Below are 21,031 nucleotides of genomic sequence, written 5' to 3' on the forward strand. Positions count from 1 at the left end.
CCGTCAGGAGGACTCTCTTATGTGAAATGCGGTTCCTCATTCGAACCGCATTTTCATTTCTGAATACCAACTCGATCTTGCAGCAGACCTAGGAGCGATCCACATGTTCTCGAAATTGGAAGAAGTTGAATCACGTTACGAAGAAGTGAATTTGTCACTTCAACGTCCCGACATTGCTTCAAACCAAACACAATACCGTGCTCTTATGAAAGAGCTGGGGAACTTGGAAAAAATCGTTATTCCATTCCGCGACTACAAGAAAAAGACTGAGAATCTTAAAGCCAGCAAAGAACTTTTGACGGCAGAACAAGATCCAGAAATGCGCGAGTTGATCCGTGAAGAAGTGAAAGAGCTTGAAGCCGCACTTCCAGTACTCGAAGCAGAATTAAAAATCGCATTGATCCCGAAAGATCCGAACGACGACAAGAATATCATCTTGGAGATTCGTGCGGGTGCCGGCGGTGACGAAGCATCATTGTTCGCGGAAGAAATGTTCCGTGGTTATACTCACTATGCTTCTTCTCAAGGTTGGAAGGTTGAAGTCATTTCGTTCTCCGAGGGTAACGTCGGCGGCGCGAAAGAGATCATCGCATCTGTTTCCGGGGACTCTGTATTCAGTAAATTGAAGTTCGAATCTGGCGTTCACCGCGTTCAGCGTGTTCCAGCAACTGAGGCTGCGGGTCGTATTCATACGTCCACCGTAACAGTTGCCGTGATCCCTGAGGTGGAAATCAAAGAAGTGAACATCCCAATGTCTGACGTGCGCATCGAAACTATGCGTTCCCAGGGTTCGGGTGGTCAGTCCGTAAATAGAACTGAATCTGCAGTACGCGTTGTGCATTTGCCAACGGGTCTCGACGTTAAGTGCCAAGAGGGTAAATCCCAATCGGCCAACAGAGAGCGCGCATTCCAGATCCTTTACGCAAAACTTCAGCAAATTGAAGACGACAAAGCTCGCAAAGAAGCTTCTGACGTTCGTTTGGACCAAATCGGTACTGGCGACCGCTCTGAGCGCATCCGTACTTACAACTTCCCTCAGACCCGTATCACTGATCACCGCATCGGTCTTACGATCCATCAGCTGGACCAAGTCATGAGCGGATCTTTTGGGTTGCTGATTGACCCACTCGTTGCTAACTTCCAAGCAGAGGCTCTTAAAAAACAAACCTCTGCTTAGGTTGAATGAAACTCAAAGAAGTACTCGATAAAACCACTGCCTTTTTCAAAGACAAAAAAATAGAGACTCCGCGCCTGGATGCGGAGCTGTTGTTCGCGCATTCCCTAAAGCTTGAGCGAATTCAACTTTACTTGAAGTTTGATCAACCACTTTCTGAGGCTGAGTTGACTGGTTTGCGTGAATTGGTTCGTCGTCGCGGCCAGGGTGAACCAGTGGCTTATATCTTGGGTTATCGCGATTTCTATAAATCCCGCTTTGAAGTCACTCCTGCAACCCTCATTCCTCGCCCTGAAACAGAACAGATTGTTGAAGAAGTGTTGTCTTGGGCAAAAGACAAAGACCGTGCTTACAGCATTGTTGATTTGGGTACCGGCACGGGTTGTTTGGGTTTGAGTATTCTTAAAGAGCTTCCCAACGCAAAATTGGTTTCTGTGGACATGTCAGCTGAAGCTATCGCGGTCGCAAAACGTAATGCTGTGAATTTGGGACTCGCAGACCGTGTGGAATTTGTTAATGTTGATGCAGCCAATGTCGATCTTGTAATGGCATCTTGCAAGAACTTCATGGGACAGAACACGATAGACATACTAGTCTCTAATCCTCCCTATATTGCAAATGATGATCCCGCAGTTCAGGAGAACGTAAGAAAGTTCGAGCCATCCACTGCGCTATTCGCAGAAGAAAATGGATTAGCACTTTTGAAATCGTGGACCAAGGCGTATGCTCCCTACCTGGCATCAGAATCTGTGACGATGATGGAAATGGGCATGAGCCAGGGCTCTGTTATGCAGAGCTATTATGCTGATTTAGAAATTTTTAAAAACGTGCGCGTTCTGAAGGACCTTTCAGGACTTGATCGAGTGATCGCAGGAGTTAAGCATGGATAAAATGGTTGTGATGGGCAACGGCCCTCTAAACGGTACAGTTGCGGCGAGTGGTGCAAAGAATGCAGCCTTGCCGATTCTATTTTCAACGTTGCTTGCCGAAGGCAATCACATTTTTACAAACATGCCGAAGCTTAAGGACATCGAATCAACATCAGAGTTGTTGAACAGTCTTGGTTGCGAAACAAAATGGGTTGGCGAAGAATTTCACGTGAACGTCAGTAAGCCAGCTTCTTTCGAAGCGTCTTATGATCTTGTACGTAAAATGCGTGCAAGCTTCCTGTGCATGGGGCCGATGCTTGCGAAATACGGCGAGGCCGTGGTTTCTCAACCGGGTGGTTGTGCGATTGGTTCACGTCCAATTGATTTGCACTTGGATGGTTTCAAAGCTTTGGGTGCCACGATTACTCAGAAAGAGGGTTACGTTCATGCGGGTTCCCCGAAACTTCAAGGGTCCACTTTCCTGTTTGAAACAGTGACAGTTGGTGGAACTGAGAACGTGATGATGGCCGCGACTCTTGCAAAAGGTGTCACTATCCTTGAAAATGCAGCGAAAGAACCAGAGATTGTGGATCTTGCAGAGTACCTAAATAAAATGGGTGCGAAAATCACAGGTCACGGAACTTCCGTCATCCGTATCGAAGGCGTTGAAAAACTTCAACCAGCAAAACACGCCATTATGCCAGATCGTATCGAAGCAGGAACGCTGTTGATCGCAGGAGCTATCACAAAAGGTCAGGTCACTGTGACGAAGTGTGTTCCGGCACACTTGGAAGCGTTGATTCTAAAAATGCGCGAATCAGGTTTCAAAATCGAAACAACAAAAGATTCAATGACAGTATTCCCGGCAGATAAATGGGAAGCCGTTGACGTAACAACAGCTCCGCACCCACTGTTCCCAACAGACCTGCAAGCCCAATTCATGGCTTTGATGACTGTTGCAAATGGAACAAGCGTGATCACTGAAACAGTTTTCGAAAACCGCTTCATGCACGTAACAGAACTTTGCCGTCTGGGTTCAGACATCACTCCAAAAACCAGAGTAGCCGTGATTCGCGGAAATCCAGGAAAACTAACGGGTGCTCCGGTGATGGCAACAGACTTGCGTGCCTCAGCTTCCCTGGTGCTTGCGGGCTTAGTTGCTTCTGGTGAAACAGTAGTAAGCCGCATCTATCACTTGGATCGCGGATACGAAAAACTAGAAGACAAGTTGTCTTCCTTAGGCGCAAACATCCGCCGCCAAGAATAGTAGATTCAAACATTCAAAACCAAAAAGGCAGGACCAAAAATCCTGCCTTTTTTCATTGGCCAATCACCCCAGTTTATACCTGGCTTTTAACGCTTCTGACGTTGACTAAGCTGTCCAAACATTTGACATCGTTTACTTATTTCCAAGCACCTTTTCCCTCTCTGGATCTGAACCTAAGTTGCATTTATACCTGTATATTCAGGAGTGTCGATGAAACTGCAATCTACTGTTTTAGCCATTATAATCTTGGGATCTTGCTCAAGCTTCGCACAGGTGGCGTCGTCGACCTCGTCAGTTAACTCATCCTTGGAAAAGAAATCCGAATTTTCGAACTCTCTCCAGTTGGGTTATGTCTATAATCGTCTTTCGATGAATACCGAAGGGGCGAAGCAGAAGAACGATGTTAGTTACGAACCTTCAAGTCCTGATAACTATGCAATTGGATGGTCAAATCGCCCGTTAGGGATTTCTTTAAGCGCCAAATTTGCTGAAGGCAGACAATTAGAAAGACGAGTAAAGACAACTCGCGACGACTATCAAATTCGTTATTTGAAAGAGCAGTTAGGCTTGGAGCTAATCTACCAAAGATATGCCGGGTTTGAAGCAAGCGGAAAATACGGACAGTCCATGCCAACAGCTGATGCTGTTCGTTCAAATCTGACAATAACCATGTATAAAGCGCAAGTTGAATGGAAAGTCCACGGTGTTGGCGCGTTGGGATACTTTGGCGCAAGCTGGGAGAAACCAAAGCAAGACGGAGCAGGATATTACTTGTTGTCGAGTATCTCCCAAGTTGAAGTGAACAACCCCACTCCGTTTTTACCGCAGATGTACGCTTTTGCTTTTGGCGAAGACGCTTCGATTACATCAGGAACCTATCAAAGTCTTCAAGTAGGAGTAGGTGCCTCCTACGTGTGGCAGTGGGAAAGATTCTATATCGCTATTTATGGCGGAGCCCAGGGCGGACCACAAAAGCAAATCTACAAAACCACAAAAGGCAATGAAGAAGCATTCAAACTATTTGGAAACCTAGAATCTAAGTTGGTACTAGGATACGACTTCGGCAACTGGTTCATAAATGCTATCGGTCACACCCACCCACTAACGGTAGACCTAAAAGACACAAAACTCTCGTTCTTCACCCAAGACGCCGGTATATACGCAGGCACCAGGTTTTAAATTAGAATATTTCTGAGCTATCCTGCTTTTTGAATTTGGTTTTTAATTTGATCGACCATTTCCTGAACGCCGGAAACGGGGACGCCGTCGCGATCGATTTGAAACTCGAAAGTTTGTCCTTGGTAGCGGGCTTTGACGATGGAGCCGTCGTTAACCATGCTTTTCTCAATTTCTCGAACTTCGACAAGCTCCAAACCGTTCTTACGAATGAAATCCGGGTACTTTCCTTCTTCGGCCTTTAGGGAGCCAAGCTTAGATGACTCTGCACGATTGCCAGATTTAATAATGCCCGTCCAATAGTGTTTGCGAGTGATGTCGCGGGTGGAAGGAATTGGTGTGAAGGCATTGTTGGAATCAAAAATCCTTTCATAAGTCCAACCGGTCAGTTCACTAAAGAATTTTTGAGCTCTTTCAAATCCAACTTGCTCATAGATAAATAAGTTCTGCAAAGCGTGCGGCATCAAACCATGATTTCCAGGTGCGCCATCATCGATAATCAGACTTCCGCGGCGGATTCGTTGAACAAACAAACGACCGGGCTCGCGCCCCGCCTGTCTGCTGATTGTTTCAAGCATAATCCCGCGTTGTTCAGCTTCTGCTTTTAATACCTGGGCAAGATACTTCTCTGGAATATCAGAACGCTGCGATTCGCTGCACTCGTTGGCCAATCGGCACTTCTTAAGCGCTTTAAGTGCCATTGTGATCATAAACTCTTCGAACTTTTTCGAGTTGAATGCATTGTAGATCTCAACAGTCGTTTGTCTGTTTTCTGGGGAGCTTTTCACGGTCATCGACTCATAGATTTTTTTCTGATAGGCAGCAGACGTGATGGTCATCACCTGATCTGCCACGTCTTCAACGGTTTTTACCTGATGATAGACCTGCGGGGCCTGCATCATGGTTTTAATGTAGCCATAATCAGTCGTTTGCTTTTGAGCTTCAGCCAAAATCTCGTGATATCGTTTATCTGCAATCTTTTGAATGTTTGCAGTCTGATTCGGGTCAGGATTCTTTTGAAGCTTTTCGCGGAACTGCTCCGTCAGATAATGCTCCTGATGAACCAGATGAAAGTTTCTTGGTTGAGAAAGCAGTTCTGGGTAAACCGCAAACTTTGGAGCTGTCGCACCGGCCGCCGCAGCTTCCTTTTCTTGCATATCAATGACTTCTTTACTACGAGAAATCATGACGTGCAGGGAGTCGCTTAATCCACCGTCGTGAGTCGATTCAAATTGAATGTAACGACCCTTGTAAACAGCCACAAATAAGTAAGCTCTTGTGCCGTACAGGTGATCAATGCTCAACGAGGAAAGTTCGTAGGTGTTCTTAAGATAGTTTGTGAATTCAGGCATGTTTTGAATATCTTTTACCGAGTACATGCTTTTTGACTCGTAAGCCTGCTTGTCACCGTTTTTGAAAGCGGCCTTGCCGCTCTCTTTAGCTACGTTATCAATATACTTTCTTAGAGAATCTTGGGCTCTGTAGAATAATGAAGCGGCGGGTTTTTCCGATGGAGGAAGGTTTGCTTTTAGCAGCAGGAAGTTTAAAAGAACTCTTCCCGTGCGTCCGTTGCCGTCTGCAAAGGGGTGAATGTGAATAAACTCTTTGTAAAGTTCAAAAACTTCCATGGGTGTTGATTGCGAGTTGATGGTGTTGATGCGTTTTAGAAGATCTGCTGTCCTTTGCGGAACTTCTTTTGCCGGTGCAAAGTAATTAATGCGTTGAACACCGATGCCTTTTGTTTTCCAGGTTTGGGCCACTTCAAAAAGGCTCATGTCGATAGTAAGTTCTTTGTTTTTCTCGATAGCTTTTTTACTGAAAGCCCCGCGCATCACTCCAGCCATAGGAGCATTCGCCTGGAACTCATATGGATTCATTCCTTGATTCGCAGAAAGATTAATTTCAGACAGATCAGCCACGGTCATGGGTCTGTTTGATTTTAAAATATTTGAAATCAGAATATTGGCGCTGTGAATACCATCGATGTACTGCTGGTGTTTTTCACCATCTGCTTTATCGGCATTCGTGGATGTTTTTAACTGAATCGTCGTTAAGTAGTCGCCGACCTGATTTGCATTCATGCTTTCAATGCGCAGTCGTGCATATACACCACGCAAGAAATTCGAATACTCGTTAAAGACGTTTGGCTCTTCGGGAATAAATTTGAAAGATTTAAAATCAACCTTTACGGAGCTCTTCCAGTTTGAGGTATCCACTTTAACAGTGAACCAGCGGCCCATGATGTCTTTAAGGGTCATGATTCCCTGGTTATCCGCAGACTTAACCACAATGAAACTTGTGGAATACTCGGGAAGAACTATCTGCTGAAGTCCGCCATCAATGCCTTTTTCAAACGAAGTAAGTTGGCCAGAAACAACGCCCGTTTTCATCAAGTGTTGAAACAATGAATCAGAATTTAAAGTATGAAAAGGAACAGGTTTGTCCCAGCTACCAATAGATTTATAAAACTGCTTCAAATGAATCGGCGGATAAGTAGGCCCATCAATACGAACAGTGTCAGCAACCGAAGAAAAAACAGAACTACAAGACTCCGCCCCAATAGCCCCCGAAGCACTAAGCCCCAGCGCCAAAAATATCAAAATGAGACGAATAAAAATAAAAGCCTGTTTCACACCTACTTAGAGTGCCAAACCCATGCCATCTATAACCAAATAAAAGCGAAACAGAGAACACCAATATCTAAGAATGACAAATAAGGCCAACACCCACACTCATCTAATAAATTCCCCTTCTGCCCGAATGTTTGAACATGTCTCAACAAACCCAGCAAAATTCAGCGAAAGCAATTTGTTCTGCCCGTCCGAAGAGAGGCCTTCGGCGGCGCATGGATGCGCGAACCGGCAAAGCCGGCGCCGACGAGTCACGATGACGTGCCGACCGCAGCGACGGGCAGAACAAATTGATTTCGATGAATCTTCGATCGAGCGTTCTTGTTGGAAAAAAGGCAAAAAAAAGGGCCAGCAAGGAGGGGATTTATGCTGACCCATTAGGAACTTAAAAAAATGATCTCAGCCCACGGAGGGGATTGGGGCTGAGACCCTAATGATTACTGAGTAACCTCAGAGATACCAAGCACTACGAAGACGACCGTTTTGTTCCCGAAAACCATTCCAGGGAGGGGATCCACAGAATGACTTCCATAATTGGGAGCAATTTGATGCTCTTGCTCGATACCGCTAATCATAACTTTAGAACCGATGAAAGGCGTAAGATCGAAGTCTGATTGAAGAAGGATTGTGTTTTGTGCTTCAAGAACTAAAACAAAAGTTCCGTCAGCCAAAACTGAAACTTCACCTACGCGAGTCGAATAGTTGTAGTTGGAAGAATCTGTAACTTCAGCGCCTTCGATTGCGTTGTTTGGCAACACGCCTGCACGAGCCACTGCGGAAATCGCAAGGACTAGCAAGATGTAGAAAGCAATCAGAGCATTTTTAATCACAGAGAGTATCCCCCAAAAACTAAAGACAGTAATCCCTAGAGCAAGGTCTGTGCCAATCTGAGACAATCGCCAAGTCGAAGGTGATTGATTTGAGGGTGGGATCTCGGGATAAGTAAACTCAATTCGGAACTAGGGGTAATTCCAAGGTGGAACTTCAGTTCAACTTTGGAACCACTTTCCTTGACCAAAGCACAGAGTGAGACAGCAGACTTCGGGGGGCTTGGTTGTTTGACAAAAAAGCCAGTATTATTAGGCATCTATGTCTCGCATTCAAGTAACCTGGGTAGTACGAACACGAAGTGGCCAAGTTAAAGGCCCATATTCCACTGAAGCCATTCTTCGCATGATTGGTGAGGGTGTATTTTCGGGTCAAGAGATGATCTCGAAACTTCCCGATGGTCAATGGTCCCAGATTTCCAAAGAGCCCGCATTCTATGACAAATTATTGGAAGCGCTTGAAGGCGTCGTTGATGTTGATCCAAAAAAAGTTCAGAAGATGGAAGCTGAAACCGTCATCATGAAGCCCACATCTTCTGGTCAAACTGGTTCATCAACCATGCCCGGAGGACCCAGCAAGGACAGCCTTGCCAATATCACAGTCGACAAAAGCAAAACCCGCAAAGTCGACATCTATGATACGCCATCGCATGTGGCGCCCGCTTTCATTCCTGGCTCAGTGACTTCGAATACAGGCTCACAATCCGCGAAAAGTTCGGTGATCGATTTATCGAATCTGCGCAATATGGAGAAAAAAGAACTCGCAAAAACACTGAAACTTCCGTTGGCTATTCTTGCAGTGATTGTTTTGTTGGGTGTTTGGCTGTTGTACGATACGGGACCTGGTCAGGGCGACAAAATTCATCTTTTGGCTCCAGGCCCAAGCACGTCACCAATGAGTCCGGCAGATGCTGGAAAAAAACTGAATGAAGCTATCAAGGCGATGGAATACGATACTTTCGAGTCGTACCTGGATGCGCAGAACAAACTGGTTTCAATTGTTGAAGGCTCCCCTACAAATTTGGAAGTGCGCGGTCTTTTGTGTGTGGTCTATCGCGAGCTTTGGCCATTCGCCAAACAGGATGCGCAGGATAGTAATACGATTGCAGCAGTAACGCAGTCCACGCGTGCAATTAACGTGGTTAGTCCCTACGGACGTGTCTGTGAAGCTGTGAAGCTTCTGACCTCCGGTAAATTCAGGGAAGCGCGCGGCAGTATCGAGGCAACGCTGGACAATTCAGAGCCATTCTCGCTGCTTCCAATTCTTTATGCATACAAAGCAGAGTTGTTAGAGGGTGAAAAAGACTACAACAACGCCGTTCCGTATTTTGAAAAAGCGACGCAAATGTGGGAGCGCTGGCTTCATCCGCAAGTGATGCTGGGCAAGCTGTATATGGCGCAGGAAAAGTACAATGAGGCAGCCCAGGTTTTCAGAAAAGCATTGGCGCAACATCCGAAGCATCGCGAAGCACAGCTGCTAATGGGAATTACCGAGTATCGTGGTTTCAAAAAAGCAGACGCGGCTTTTGGGTTATTGAATTCTGCAATGGAATCAAAGAGTGCCGTTTTTCCTCCGACAGAAGCTTTGGGATATCAGGTTCTGGCCGAAATCTATGTTGAACGGAACGACAAGAAGAAGGCGTTAAACGCTGCTCAGCAAGGGTTTAGACTAAATCCAAATAATTCGCAATTGCGCCAGCTGGTGTTGCGTTTGGGTGGATCCGATAAAGTCAGCGGCGGGAAAAATCAGAATAGTGAATTACTATTCCTGGGTGATCAGTACGTGCGCCAGGGTGACTACTTGGCAGCTCAAGCTGAATTCAAGGCGGCGTTTGAGGCAGATCCTAAGAATGGAACCGCAGCAGTCAAAGCGGCTAAGGCCTTGTGGCAATTGAATCAAAGTTTTGAGGCGATTGAGTGGTTAAATAAAGCCATCAAGGCCGAGCCAAAACTCGTTTCCGCGTATGTGACACAGGCAGATTATCTGACCCAGCGATTTGATTTTACAGCGGCCACTCGGGTGCTGACTTCAGCCATTCGCATGGCTCCGAATAATTACGAAGTTCTGCGTGGCCTGGCTTTGATGGAGTACCGACGAAACAATATGCCGGGCGCTGTGAACTACGGAATGCGTGCCTTAAAAGCGTATGATGGGGATATCGAAACGTATATTCTTTTGGCTAAGGCTAACGGAGCACTGGCTCTTTCAATCATGCCTTTGAATAAAAAAGAAATTGAAAGAAAAGAAGCCGCGGCAAAGGATTCGGTTCGCTTTGCAACGAAGGCGGTGGAAATTGACTCTACCAATCCAGAAGCGCAAATCACCTATGCGAAGATGTTGGCTGCCACAAATGGCGTGGATTCCGGGATCACCTACTTAAACGAACTGATTAAGCGTTTCTCTTACACTTTGGATTATCGCGTGGCTTTGGCTGAAGTGCATAAGTCCGAAGATCGCTACTCCCAATCCAAAGAAATTTACGAGCGTGTTGTTGAGGCCGATCAGAAGAATAAGAAAGCCTGGTTGGGATTGGGTGAAAGTTATAAAGCTTTGGGATTGAATGACAAAGCCCTTAAAGCCTTCTTGCAGGCTGCAATCCTGGATCCTACCGACGGTGAAGCTCTTTTCCAGGCGGGGAAACTTTACTTGGAAACATCCCGTTATGATGAGGCGATCCAACAATTCAAACGGGTGCAGCGCTTGAACGCGAACTACCCTCGTACCTGGTATTATGTGGGTAAGGCCGCTTTTGCATCGGGTGATTTGAATGGGGCTGCGGAAGCGGCGAAACAAGAAAAGAAACTGAACCCCAACATGGCGGATTCCTATATTCTTGCGGCAGAAGTTTTTGCTGCCCGTAAACAGTTTACAGAATGTGCTGGTGAGTATTCGCAGGCGATGAAATTAAGACCTCAGGGGGCAGAGATTTACGTCAAAGCGGCTCAGTGTTACCGTCAGTCGGCGTCGCTGGAAGTGGCAGAAGACATGCTGGCCTTGGCTGCTGCCCGGGAAAGTGGATACGCAGAAATCTACCGGGAACAAGGGGCGATTTATGAGATCCGGGGAGATACTCGCTCTGCAGCACAGTCCTACAATAAATATCTTGGGCTCTCCCCAAATGCTCCGGATCGTGCTGAAATAGAAAACAAGTTAAACCGAATGGGCAACTAGGAACGTCAACGGAGGATGCCAAATGGGTATCGGCGATAAACTAAGTAGTTTTTCAAATAATGTTCAAGAGGGCGTAAAGTCCACAACCATGACAGTTCTGCATATTTTATTGCGACTGATCACTGGATTTTTTGTCGGCATGACGTTGGCGCTAATCGGTCAGGAACTGATTGGTTACGGAACATTTGCTGTGATCTTTGCAACAGTCGTGGTGATGTCCGTTATCATGAAGATTCTGTCGCAGTGGAGTTTTGCTCAAATCTTAATTTTTGACCTGATTGTCGTCCTTGTCGGGATGCTATTAAGAATGTATATACTGGTCGCACCTTAAGCGAGGACTTCTGAACAATGATCGATATTAAACTTCTGGAAAAAAAAGCTGAAAACGGCGCTTCTTATTATGATGAGTATAAGCAGGCGTTGATCAATCGTGGTGGTACTCCGGAAATCCTGGATCAAATCATGGAGCTTAATAAAAAGCGCAAAGAGATGATCGCACAGGCCGAGACTGCAAAAGCCAATCAAAATAAATTGAGCGGTGAAATCGGAAAACTTAAACGCGAAGGCAAAGACGCTTCGTCGTTGTTGGCAGAAGTTGATGCGATCAAAGGTTCCGTTAAAGATCTTGAGGCTAAAGCTGCTGAAGCGGATCAACAGGTTTTGAATTTGGCTCTTGTGATGCCAAACAAACCGCACTCTTCAGTGCCAGTTGGTGCTTCTGGTGATGAAAACGTAGTTCTTAAAACTTGGGGCGAACCAACTAAGTTTGGTTTCAAGGCGAAAGAACACTGGGAGTTGGGCGAGAAACTTAACATCATCGATTTCGAACGCGCAGGTAAAACCACGGGGACTCGCTTTGCCTTCCTAAAAGGTGCAGCGGCTCAGATGGAGCGCGGTCTTATTCAGTTCATGATGGATTTGCACTCTACTCGTCATGGTTATACTGAAATGATTCCACCATTCATGGTGAACTCAAACAGTTTGACGGGCACTGGTAACTTCCCAAAATTCAAAGAAGACGTATTCCATTTGGAAGGCTCTGATCTTTATTTGATTCCGACAGCGGAAGTTCCTGTTACGAATTACTACAATAACGAAATCCTGGATGAAACTTATCTTCCACAAAGCTTCTGCGCTTACTCCCCTTGCTTCCGTTCTGAAGCAGGCAGTGCCGGCCGCGATACGAAGGGTTTGATTCGTCAGCATCAATTCGACAAGGTTGAGTTGATGACTTTCTGTCATCCGGATAAATCCTATGAAATTCACGAGGCTTTGACGTCTCATGCAGAGCAAGTTTTGATCGATCTTGAGCTTCCATTCCGCCGCATGCTTTTGTGCACGGGCGATATGGGCTTTGGATCTGCAAGAACCCATGACTTGGAAGTATGGCTTCCAGGACAGGGAGCTTATCGCGAGATCAGCTCATGCTCGAACTTCGAGGACTTCCAGGCTCGTCGTGCGAATATTCGCTTCCGCAGTCTTGGTGGCAAACCTCAGTTTGTACATACATTGAACGGCTCTGCCCTGGCGGTGGGACGTACTTTGGTGGCGATTCTTGAGAACTACCAGCGCGAAGACGGTTCAGTGGCGATTCCTAAAGCACTACAGAAGTACATGGGCGGGAAAACAGAGATCCGCTAGTTTGCTGGCTGGTCTCTTTTAAATTATTACACCGCGTCATTACAACAACCGCTTGAAAACCCCCGTCAAAACCCATAGAACGGTCGACGGAGAGTTGGTAGAGTGGTTGAATACACCAGTCTTGAAAACTGGCAGCCCTTCGCGGGGCTCGAGGGTTCGAATCCCTCACTCTCCGCCATTTGTTTGCTGGACAGCCAAGCTGAATGCAGACGCAAAAAACTAAAAAGCGATCCTTAGTGATCGCTTTTTTTATTTCTAAGCCTGTCTAATTTTAAAATCTAAGGATTCTTGTTCATTGTGCAGAAGATCTTTGTGCTTTGAGGACCGAAGCCGCCGTAGGTGATGTAATAGATCACTTTGGTCTCTGGATTCTGGCGCATGTAATAGACGACATTTGGAACTCCTTCGGAGTTGTAGATCTCTACTCTGGAAGCATTGCTGCCTTCTTTGATTCGCGCATTTTGTTTGGCGAAATCTGAAGCTTCCTGACGAGCTTTTGTCAGATCCCAATTTGCATAGGGATTCTCAGGATAGAAGTAAGCAAAGTTCGTAGAGAAATATGTCGTGCCGTCTTCAAGTTGGTCGATCAACAACTCCGCATAGTGTTCGTGATCGGGTCCAATCCCGCCCAAATGAAAACATCCGCCGCTGTATACACCGGGCACCTGACTGACAGTGTGAGGAGTGTAGTTAAATCCAGAAAGAATGGATTTCATAACTTTTGTGCATTTCAAACTGTCGCATGCATCTTCTGGTAGTTCTGAAATCATTGGTGCCGCGTTAGCAATGCCTGCGCACAGTGCGATAATAGCAAAAATAGTTCGTTTCATGTTGTGTCCCCTCACCATAAAAGCATAAATTTTCTTTGGGGGCGGTCAAATGGTTTGTGATATGCTTCCCCTGAATTTACAAAGGAACGGCATCATGTCTCAGATTATCGATATTATTCTGCATCTTGATCAGCACTTGGTTCAGTGGATGGCTTATTTCGGCCCTTGGATCTATGTGATTATGTTCCTTGTGATTTTCTGTGAGACTGGTTTGGTTGTGACGCCTTTCTTGCCAGGTGACTCGTTGCTATTTGCGTTGGGTGCGTTGACGACGGTTGAGGGGGGATTGAATCTTTGGATTCTGTTGGGATCTTTGACGATCGCGGGAATTATCGGCGATACGGTTAACTATCACATTGGCAAGTATCTGGGGCCGAAGGTGTTTGATATCGACAGTCGCTTCTTTAAAAAACAATACCTGATCGATACCCAAAACTTTTACGACAAATGGGGAGCCTTCACTATCGTGGCAGCTCGCTTTGCCCCGATCGTTAGAACGTTCGCGCCGTTTGTGGCTGGTATCGGTAGCATGAAGTACCGTAAGTTTGTTACTTACAACGTAATTGGCGCAGTCGTTTGGGTATTTACCTTTATCTTGGCGGGTCACTTCTTTGGCAATTTGCCAATCGTGAAAAGAAATTTCCACATCGTGATCTTTGGTGTGATTGGGGTTTCTTTGATTCCAGTTATCTGGCCGATGGTGGCTTCAAAGTTCAAAAAGGCCTAAGCGGCCTTTTTTGATAGTTTCTTCAGATCATTATTCGTCTCAAAGAACACGGGATCCGTCGATTTATAGTGTTCAACCAATTGTTTTACCACGAAGCTTCCGCTGGCGCGGAATAACGGGTTCTTGGATTCCAGGAACTCGGTCAATTTCTTAGCAAGTTCATGATCGAAATTCTGCTTACCAGTAACGAGCAAGGCATCTGCAGAGACACGGTTGTGACTTGCATAGATGTACTGACGAAGGAAGCTGACGTCTTTAGCCAAGTCACCCAGCACCACAATGGTGTTTGCTTGAGTGCGCGGATCCTTGTGTTCCAGACATTTTTCAAGCAGCTGAAGCAATGAACCTTCTACGAAAGCATGAGGCACTAGGTTTGAAGCCAATGAAATGGTGGAAGCCAGCACTTTGTCGCTGATGTTCTTCTTTTCATTTTGCACATAAGCAGTGGCTACCAGTTTTTCAAATGCGGCTACTTGTTGCAGCGTTGTTTGGTTCACTTTGAATGTTTTAAGAACAGAGAAAACCCTGAAGAAGCTGATTTCGTCTTTTTCTTTAAGAGCTTTTTCAAGGAAGCTATAGATACAGATTAAATCATTGTCGCTGCGATAGTATGTCAGCTTTTCCAATTGATGACGACCCAGAAGACGATCAATCGGAGCAAACTCATTCACTTTGCAAAGTGTTGCCGGGGTAGAAAAGCCTTTTAGTATTGTGCTTTTCGTTTCAGCGATACTGCACAGGTCCGACACGGACGAACTTGCTTCACTATAGAAGGTGACAGAGCTTTTTACTTTATCATCCACTTGGCTTAGCAGGCGCGCCGATTCGATCAGTGGCAAACCAGAAAGACCGTAGCCTGAATCTTGTGGCACGAAACGAATTTTTCCGATAACGAAGGAGCCTTTCACTTTGAAGTAGTGATCCGCGCCATCTGGAAGGTGATTTTCAATATCTTGAGCCACATCAAATACTGCGCGCAAACAAGCCAACGCCATGGCTTGGGAGTTAACGCCTTGAGCTTCTTTGATGTGGAATACGATTTCGTCACCCACGTACTGGTAAATCAAACCATTATAGCGTTCGATCACTTCGCGGGAACGGATGAAATAGGAATTCATCATGTCGCTGACGTATTCGTCTTTTTTATCGATGAAAATTTGTGTGTAACCGTTCAGGTCAATTCGCACCATGGATGTCTGGAAGGCGTAAGGAGCTTTTCGTCCTGACTTCAACTCGTGAACAATTGCGGGTGTCAGAGTTTCTGTATAGATTTTGTTTTCGTATGCTAGCGTCTTCTGAGTTGCCTCGTAAGTTTGGGCAGCATGAAGAAGGGTCGCGCCCTCTTTAGACAAAGACTTGATCTTCGTCATTTGATGACGATCGCGAGACGAAAGAATCTTAGTCAAATCAAGGATGTCTTTTAGGAACAACCACACAATCAAGGACAGGAACGCTGTGACAGAAACGAGATCGCGCAGGATCATGCCTTTGTAGTCCCAGGCTGTTTGCATGATGATGCGGGCTTTGTTTTGGAATACTCCCACAGTCAGGCGGTAGTCCATGATTTTGATTGTTCTAAATGCGATGTTCTTCGTTGCCAGAATCTGATTAAAGACTGAGTAGTCTGCGTTGATGCTATCAGCATCGCCGTCGTTGTTGTGAAAGCTTACAACTTTGTCTTTGTTTTGCAGAATATAGAAATGGATCAGATTCAGTTCGCGGGCTTTATCCAGATTTGATTTTACCAAGTCAGTGTTATCAGAAACCAAGGCAGAGATTTGACTGTCTTCAACGAAAGTCATTTGTGCGTGCTTGGTTTCGATCACTTGCTCGGTCATATCAGCAACGTTGAAGTAAAACTGTGTCGCAGTGATACCTACGTAGCAAACCCAGAAAGTTGCTACGATTAAAAGCACCATTGATTTGTTGCGTTTCACTTTGGACAACAAAAGCATTCTCCTTTTAAGATGCCGACTACATTTTGTTTATCGGAGTCTTAAGGAAACAACTTAAGTGTTTGTTTTTCGGGGTGATTATATTCCCCTCAAATGTGAGGAAACAGGTCCAGTTAGCGTTGGCGGATGAAGCGGCTACCGTCATCCAGGTAGATGACCATGCCCTCGGGGTCACCCCAGCGGTTGCCGTTATAATCAATGATCTTAATTCTATTGGCCTTTAAATTGTCCTGGAAGCTTTGGCTTTTAAGATCCGTGCGTACTTGGGAGTGGTCTCGATCCACGATTTCACTCATGACCTCACGTTGTTGCTCTTTATTAACCGGACCTGTAGCAGAAGCTGGTGCACGCGAAGACGCGGTTGTACGGGCAGTATTTCGAGAGTTGCTCGCAGCTGAGGAGCTACCACTATTGCTGCCTCCACCACCGGCGCTAGATCCCATATTAATAGAGGATCCTCCTCCGCCGCCGGCTATAGCCGGAGAATCACCGCCACCACTTCGTGCGGGAGCTGAAGCAGATCTTCTTCCCTTTGATGTTTCGTCGGTGCCGGAGCTTGCGCTGTCTGAATTGCTACTTGGCTGATAGGACTGTGTATTAGATTGATACGAACCTGCCGGCTGTCTAGCTGGCGAGCGATTTGATGCAGACTTTGCTGCACCTTTGGTTAAGTCTACTTCTTCAGCGATGAACTCGTCAGAACCTACTCCGCCGCCCCCGCTGTTGCCTTTGGATTGATATCTTCCATGGCGCGATTGATAGCGACTTCCAGTGGAGCTGCCACCAGAATCTGAACGACTGCTGCTGGTTTCTGATTCCGAGTAAGTTGAAGTTCCGGAGTATGCATTGCCTGATCCGCTGCTGGATGATGAGGATGAACGGGAACTTGCGGATCTGGAAGGGTAATAGTCTGAATTTTTGTTGGAATTCTGAGATTCTGAATTGTCGGCCATAGCCGGAGTATTTGAAACACCCATCACTTGGTTGGCGGCTCTGAAAAGAGGAGCGCTTTCACTGACGCTTTCTCGAACAGCTTGTTCTTTGCCCTGAGGGGATTTGTCGGTTTTAGCGACAGAAAGTTCATCAGCGTTAGGAATTGCCTTCGCCTTGGCAATTTCATTTTTCATATTAACGCTATTGTCTCCTGCTCGGGATGCGCTCGCGGGGGATCTTTTGCTTGATGATTGCTTAACTTCTAATACTTCATTAATTTTGGTATTCGCAGCTTCCTGCGAGGTATTGTTTGCCGCATTTTCCGTGTGAGTTTTCATTACCGGAGCCATAAATACAGTGGTCGGATTGGAGTTCAATTGTTTAACGAATCGTTTATCACCAGGAATTTCTAAACAAGATTTTAGAATCTGGTAAATGGAATCTTCATTTGTCACGCCTGCCGAATGCACCAATTCATGGTAAACTAATCGAAACATACTCACGAGGCCAACTGGTGGATCTTCGCTCTCTTTTGGAATTTCGAAGCTAATTCTACCATCTTCCGTTGTTTTTCCGGTGGCTTCTGATTCCGTTGTGAATCCGCATGTGAAGATTTTATCGGTTGCGGTTGGATTCTCTCTCATTTTTGCCATGGTTGCAGTTAGTTTCGACGAGACTAGATTTGAATCAACACCTTCGATTGTTTGTCCCGCCACGCAGGTATTGAATTTTGTGGGATTACTAGCAATATCTCTAAGAATAATACTGAGTCTTTTGCTGAACTTTGGAAACTCAGTGAGTTCACAGGACTTTTTCTCGTCGTTTGTTTTTGAGAGTACCGCTGCAATATCCTCATTTAGGGATGAGACCTTGTCGGCTAGTACTGTATTCTGCTGGTCACACGAGTCCTTCTCGGCCTCCCCATGCATTACTAGCATCGGCCGGAATTCAGACTTTGTGAGTACAAGTTTGTTGTTCTTGTAGACGAATTCCTTCACGCCAACATTCTGTCCCTTGAAGACTTTAAACTGTAGCTTGGCGAATTGCCCAGCGTTATAGCTTACATGAATCTCAGTGTTGTCTTTGCGCAAGTACCACTCATCCACTTTTCCATCGAGGTCTCGATCTATACGAATATCGTCGTAGTTTTTGTAGCTTAGAATTCTTTGGGTAGCTAAAGTCCCACGTGGATTCAAAATGATTTCGCCATTTGCTGACAAAGCAAATAATAAAGAAAGCGATAGAATGGCGGTTCGAGACGTAGTTCGCATCTCTAGTTACTTCGGTTTATAGTAAAATTATATTGAGGGAACCAGACCAATCTTAGGTCTAGATTTTACTTTGCACCTGTCACTGTTCTCATAAATTTAAGACGATTTAATTATGCGCGCATTTATTTTGCTTATAGCTTTGCTAATTCCAGTTTTGGGAACGACGGCAACATTAGTACCTTCAGACTGGGATACACCTGCTAAAGGTTATCCAGTTGAGGACCCAGCAAAGAATCCAGAAAAAAAATTCATGCCTCCAATAGTGAGCCAGGATTCCTTGGGCATTTGCTATGCTGCTGCTGCATCAACGATTCTGAACTTTGAACAGTGCAAGCGACTCAATGTCGTTGATTGCATGAAGGTTCCGGATTCAAAACGTATATCTATGTTAGGTGTTACGAGGTATACGCGACTACCAAAGGACGAGAACGACTCCTTGGACAAGAATTATCGGGAATTACCTGAGGGCGGGAATGGTTCCACTGTTCTTAGTACCGCAATCAATCTTGTCGACCGTGTGCCATCAGAACAATGTGCTTCATTAGAACGAGTTCTTTCGAAAGATACGATTAAATCAAAGGGAGATCTTACAGACGCTCAAAGGGCTGTTTGGGATGGATTGAAGTCAGATTATGAAAAGTATCGGGAAGCTGTTGCAAAAAACTGTAAAGATTGCGCTGATAAATACTATCAAGCGGCTGTCCAAACAGTTTCAAAAAACTTGAAGATCGAAGAAGATCAATTAGTAGATCCGAATTTACGTAATGATAATTTAAAAGTTCTAAATGCGTTTAAAAAAGAAACCTACGAGGAGGCGCTTAACGCACTTCTCTACCCCTCCGCTTGTAGTGAAAATCAGAATACCATTGAGTTGGCGGGAAAAGACTCTTTGGAGCATAACGTTTATCCACAAGGTGAAAGTCCAAGCCGAGAGCAAGTTTTGAATAAGATAGTTTCGATTCTTGAAAGTAGGCAACCGGTATTGGTAGAGCCAATTTGCGTTGCTGATTGTGATAAGAAGCCAAATAAGGACAAACCTGAAGATGGACCCAAGTATCACGCTGTCGTTGTAGCCGGCTATCGGAAGATCTGTAAGAAGAATAATCCAACAAGCTGTCGATATGCTCTCAAAGTAGTCAACTCTGGCGGAGCTGGCTGGCAGAAAGCAAATAATGATGGCTGGATGGAAGCAACCCCTCTTCTGAAAAATGTTAAAATGGACGAGGCAGCTGTTTCTTGGATCGGATCTAGAATGAACTAGAAGGCAATATGGGTGTATTTGGCACACTCTAGCCTGCTTATTGTTCGAAGTACTTTAACTTAGCTCTAAAATTGTAGAACATGACTAATATGGCTTTAAGTACCCTTGTCATTCTTTTATTGCTTCCGACTTTCGCTATCGCGGCGAAGGCGCCTGTGGATTCGGATTGGGCTACGACGGCTTCGTGGGTTAATAAAAGTGCTGATCCAGATAATCCGTATGAACTACCGAAAGAGTCTTTGCCTCCAAAAACTACAATCGACACTTTTGGAATCTGTTTCGCGGCTTCGGCTGCCACTGTTTTAAACTATGAAATGTGTAAGCAAAGCTCAATTAAAGACTGTTCAAGACTGCCAGAATCGAAGCAAGTTTCTACTATCGGAATAGCTCGTTATGAAGCTGACGCGATACCTGGAAGTTTGCCGAAATTTGATGAAAGTTATGAACAACTGAAAATTGGGGGATCCGGCGGCAAGGTGTTAAGTTACGCAAGTCGTATGATGAAGATCCCAACAGAAGAATGTGCTTCACTTGCTAGAATTACATCTAAGATTCCAGTTGAGACCGCTAACGATGCAGTTAGAGCTCAGCAGGAAATTTGGAATAGTTTAGAATCCGATTATGAGGGCTACAGAAAGGCTGTCGCTGAAAAATGTGATTCTTGCGCCGCAAATTTTTATGCATCAGCGATCGAAACGGTTTCAAAAGGTATCAAGCTCGAAGAGGATCAGTTAGTAGATCCTAATATGCGGAATGATCAAGCAAGAATTCTTGAAGCATTCAAAAAGGACACCTACCAAAAAGCATTGAACCAGCTGCTTTATCCGAAATCTTGTAGTGAAAGTGGGGTCACACTTCCGAATAAGAATGGCGTAAAAGTTGGGCTTTTTCCGCAGGACGAAGTGATTAAAGATGGGGAAGCACTAGTCCCAAAAATTAAAGAAATTCTGCTAACGAAGAAGCCTGTTATTTTGGATGGAATTTGCGTTGTTGATTGTGGCACGAAGAAACCGGGTTACCATTCTGTAGTTATTGCTGGGTATAAAAAGATATGCCCAAAAGGTGACACTCAACAGAAGAATTGCCGCGAAGCCTTAAAAATAATTAATAGTGTCGGCGCAGGTTGGCAGGCGGCTCACAATGATGGCTGGGTTGAAGCGAAATCACTTATGAAAAATGTCAAAGTCGATAAAGGGAATCTTGCCTGGTTGGAAGATCGACCAAAAGCAAAAACCACTCAGTAACCTGAGGTTCACTCGGGCGATGGGGCTTGACTCCATTGATAGCTCTGCTAGTGT

At 45.3% G+C, this 21,031-nt stretch carries 15 protein-coding genes and 1 tRNA gene; 11 read left to right on the forward strand and 5 right to left on the reverse strand.

Annotation, left to right across the window (positions count from 1 at the left end; translation table 11 throughout):
* The first annotated feature begins 103 nt into the window (after positions 1-103).
* From prfA to ACLVWU_RS00330, 4 genes are all read left to right on the forward strand, one after another.
* The gene (prfA, locus tag ACLVWU_RS00315; protein ID WP_413576464.1) at positions 104-1,177 is read left to right on the forward strand and encodes a peptide chain release factor 1; all 1,074 of its coding nucleotides are present in this window, start codon (positions 104-106) and stop codon (positions 1,175-1,177) included.
* A 5-nt stretch (positions 1,178-1,182) separates the two neighbouring features.
* Positions 1,183-2,064, forward strand: a complete 882-nt coding sequence (gene prmC, locus ACLVWU_RS00320) for a peptide chain release factor N(5)-glutamine methyltransferase (RefSeq protein WP_413576465.1) — start codon at positions 1,183-1,185, stop codon at positions 2,062-2,064.
* Positions 2,057-3,310 (forward strand): UDP-N-acetylglucosamine 1-carboxyvinyltransferase, encoded by a 1,254-nt coding sequence (gene murA, locus ACLVWU_RS00325; RefSeq protein ID WP_413576466.1) that lies wholly within the window; start codon positions 2,057-2,059, stop codon positions 3,308-3,310. The genes prmC and murA overlap by 8 nt, the downstream gene beginning before the upstream one ends.
* 210 nt (positions 3,311-3,520) lie before the next feature.
* Entirely contained in the window at positions 3,521-4,489 is a 969-nt protein-coding gene (locus tag ACLVWU_RS00330) for a hypothetical protein (protein WP_413576467.1), read from the forward strand.
* Between the two features lie 17 nt (positions 4,490-4,506).
* Here ACLVWU_RS00330 and ACLVWU_RS00335 read toward each other — a convergent pair whose 3' ends face one another.
* Positions 4,507-7,119, reverse strand: a complete 2,613-nt coding sequence (locus tag ACLVWU_RS00335) for a Fic family protein (RefSeq protein WP_413576468.1) — start codon at positions 7,117-7,119, stop codon at positions 4,507-4,509.
* Between the two features lie 434 nt (positions 7,120-7,553).
* Entirely contained in the window at positions 7,554-7,946 is a 393-nt protein-coding gene (locus tag ACLVWU_RS00340; RefSeq protein ID WP_413576469.1) for a hypothetical protein, read from the reverse strand.
* A gap of 259 nt (positions 7,947-8,205) precedes the next feature.
* Between ACLVWU_RS00340 and ACLVWU_RS00345 the strand changes: the two genes are divergently transcribed.
* The 4 genes from ACLVWU_RS00345 to ACLVWU_RS00360 all read left to right on the forward strand — a co-directional run bounded on the left by ACLVWU_RS00345 (position 8,206) and on the right by ACLVWU_RS00360 (position 12,934).
* A complete protein-coding gene (locus ACLVWU_RS00345) occupies positions 8,206-11,115 on the forward strand; it encodes a tetratricopeptide repeat protein (protein ID WP_413576470.1) in 2,910 nt (969 codons plus the stop codon).
* A 22-nt stretch (positions 11,116-11,137) separates the two neighbouring features.
* On the forward strand, positions 11,138-11,446 hold the full coding sequence (locus tag ACLVWU_RS00350; protein WP_413576471.1) for a hypothetical protein: 309 nt from the start codon (positions 11,138-11,140) through the stop codon (positions 11,444-11,446).
* A gap of 17 nt (positions 11,447-11,463) precedes the next feature.
* Positions 11,464-12,756 (forward strand): serine--tRNA ligase, encoded by a 1,293-nt coding sequence (gene serS / locus ACLVWU_RS00355; RefSeq protein WP_413576472.1) that lies wholly within the window; start codon positions 11,464-11,466, stop codon positions 12,754-12,756.
* Between the two features lie 88 nt (positions 12,757-12,844).
* A tRNA-Ser gene (locus ACLVWU_RS00360) sits at positions 12,845-12,934 on the forward strand.
* 100 nt (positions 12,935-13,034) lie between these two features.
* On the opposite strand, the gene ACLVWU_RS00365 is transcribed toward ACLVWU_RS00360, so the two are convergent.
* Positions 13,035-13,586, reverse strand: coding sequence for a hypothetical protein (locus ACLVWU_RS00365; protein WP_413576473.1), 552 nt, complete (start codon positions 13,584-13,586; stop codon positions 13,035-13,037).
* 94 nt (positions 13,587-13,680) lie between these two features.
* Here ACLVWU_RS00365 and ACLVWU_RS00370 point away from each other — a divergent pair, with 94 nt between their 5' ends.
* A complete protein-coding gene (locus ACLVWU_RS00370; protein WP_413576474.1) occupies positions 13,681-14,313 on the forward strand; it encodes a DedA family protein in 633 nt (210 codons plus the stop codon).
* On the opposite strand, the gene ACLVWU_RS00375 is transcribed toward ACLVWU_RS00370, so the two are convergent.
* Positions 14,310-16,268: an adenylate cyclase gene (locus ACLVWU_RS00375; RefSeq protein WP_413576475.1), complete on the reverse strand. Its 1,959-nt coding sequence runs from the start codon at positions 16,266-16,268 to the stop codon at positions 14,310-14,312. The two genes, ACLVWU_RS00370 and ACLVWU_RS00375, sit on opposite strands and share 4 nt — an antisense overlap.
* A 113-nt stretch (positions 16,269-16,381) precedes the next feature.
* Positions 16,382-18,472 carry a hypothetical protein gene (locus tag ACLVWU_RS00380; protein ID WP_413576476.1) on the reverse strand — a complete coding sequence of 697 codons (2,091 nt, stop codon included), beginning with the start codon at positions 18,470-18,472 and terminating at the stop codon, positions 16,382-16,384.
* A gap of 112 nt (positions 18,473-18,584) precedes the next feature.
* On the opposite strand from ACLVWU_RS00380, the gene ACLVWU_RS00385 reads away from it, so the two are divergent.
* Positions 18,585-19,733: a hypothetical protein gene (locus ACLVWU_RS00385; RefSeq protein WP_413576477.1), complete on the forward strand. Its 1,149-nt coding sequence runs from the start codon at positions 18,585-18,587 to the stop codon at positions 19,731-19,733.
* Between the two features lie 80 nt (positions 19,734-19,813).
* Complete coding sequence (locus ACLVWU_RS00390; protein ID WP_413576478.1) at positions 19,814-20,977, forward strand: hypothetical protein; 1,164 nt, start codon at positions 19,814-19,816, stop codon at positions 20,975-20,977.
* Positions 20,978-21,031 lie beyond the last annotated feature (54 nt).

The organism is Bdellovibrio sp. HCB290 (assembly GCF_047305925.1).
In the GTDB taxonomy this organism is placed as follows: domain Bacteria; phylum Bdellovibrionota; class Bdellovibrionia; order Bdellovibrionales; family Bdellovibrionaceae; genus Bdellovibrio.

What these genes read in the sequence shown, in the direction of transcription:
- prfA (WP_413576464.1), top strand. Translation starts at nt 104, where the DNA reads ATGTTCTCGAAATTGGAAGAAGTTGAATCACGTTACGAAGAAGTGAAT.
- prmC (WP_413576465.1), top strand. Translation starts at nt 1,183, where the DNA reads ATGAAACTCAAAGAAGTACTCGATAAAACCACTGCCTTTTTCAAAGAC.
- murA (WP_413576466.1), top strand. Translation starts at nt 2,057, where the DNA reads ATGGATAAAATGGTTGTGATGGGCAACGGCCCTCTAAACGGTACAGTT.
- ACLVWU_RS00330 (WP_413576467.1), top strand. Translation starts at nt 3,521, where the DNA reads ATGAAACTGCAATCTACTGTTTTAGCCATTATAATCTTGGGATCTTGC.
- ACLVWU_RS00345 (WP_413576470.1), top strand. Translation starts at nt 8,206, where the DNA reads ATGTCTCGCATTCAAGTAACCTGGGTAGTACGAACACGAAGTGGCCAA.
- ACLVWU_RS00350 (WP_413576471.1), top strand. Translation starts at nt 11,138, where the DNA reads ATGGGTATCGGCGATAAACTAAGTAGTTTTTCAAATAATGTTCAAGAG.
- serS (WP_413576472.1), top strand. Translation starts at nt 11,464, where the DNA reads ATGATCGATATTAAACTTCTGGAAAAAAAAGCTGAAAACGGCGCTTCT.
- ACLVWU_RS00365 (WP_413576473.1), bottom strand. Translation starts at nt 13,586, where the DNA reads ATGAAACGAACTATTTTTGCTATTATCGCACTGTGCGCAGGCATTGCT.
- ACLVWU_RS00370 (WP_413576474.1), top strand. Translation starts at nt 13,681, where the DNA reads ATGTCTCAGATTATCGATATTATTCTGCATCTTGATCAGCACTTGGTT.
- ACLVWU_RS00375 (WP_413576475.1), bottom strand. Translation starts at nt 16,268, where the DNA reads ATGCTTTTGTTGTCCAAAGTGAAACGCAACAAATCAATGGTGCTTTTA.
- ACLVWU_RS00380 (WP_413576476.1), bottom strand. Translation starts at nt 18,472, where the DNA reads ATGCGAACTACGTCTCGAACCGCCATTCTATCGCTTTCTTTATTATTT.
- ACLVWU_RS00385 (WP_413576477.1), top strand. Translation starts at nt 18,585, where the DNA reads ATGCGCGCATTTATTTTGCTTATAGCTTTGCTAATTCCAGTTTTGGGA.
- ACLVWU_RS00390 (WP_413576478.1), top strand. Translation starts at nt 19,814, where the DNA reads ATGACTAATATGGCTTTAAGTACCCTTGTCATTCTTTTATTGCTTCCG.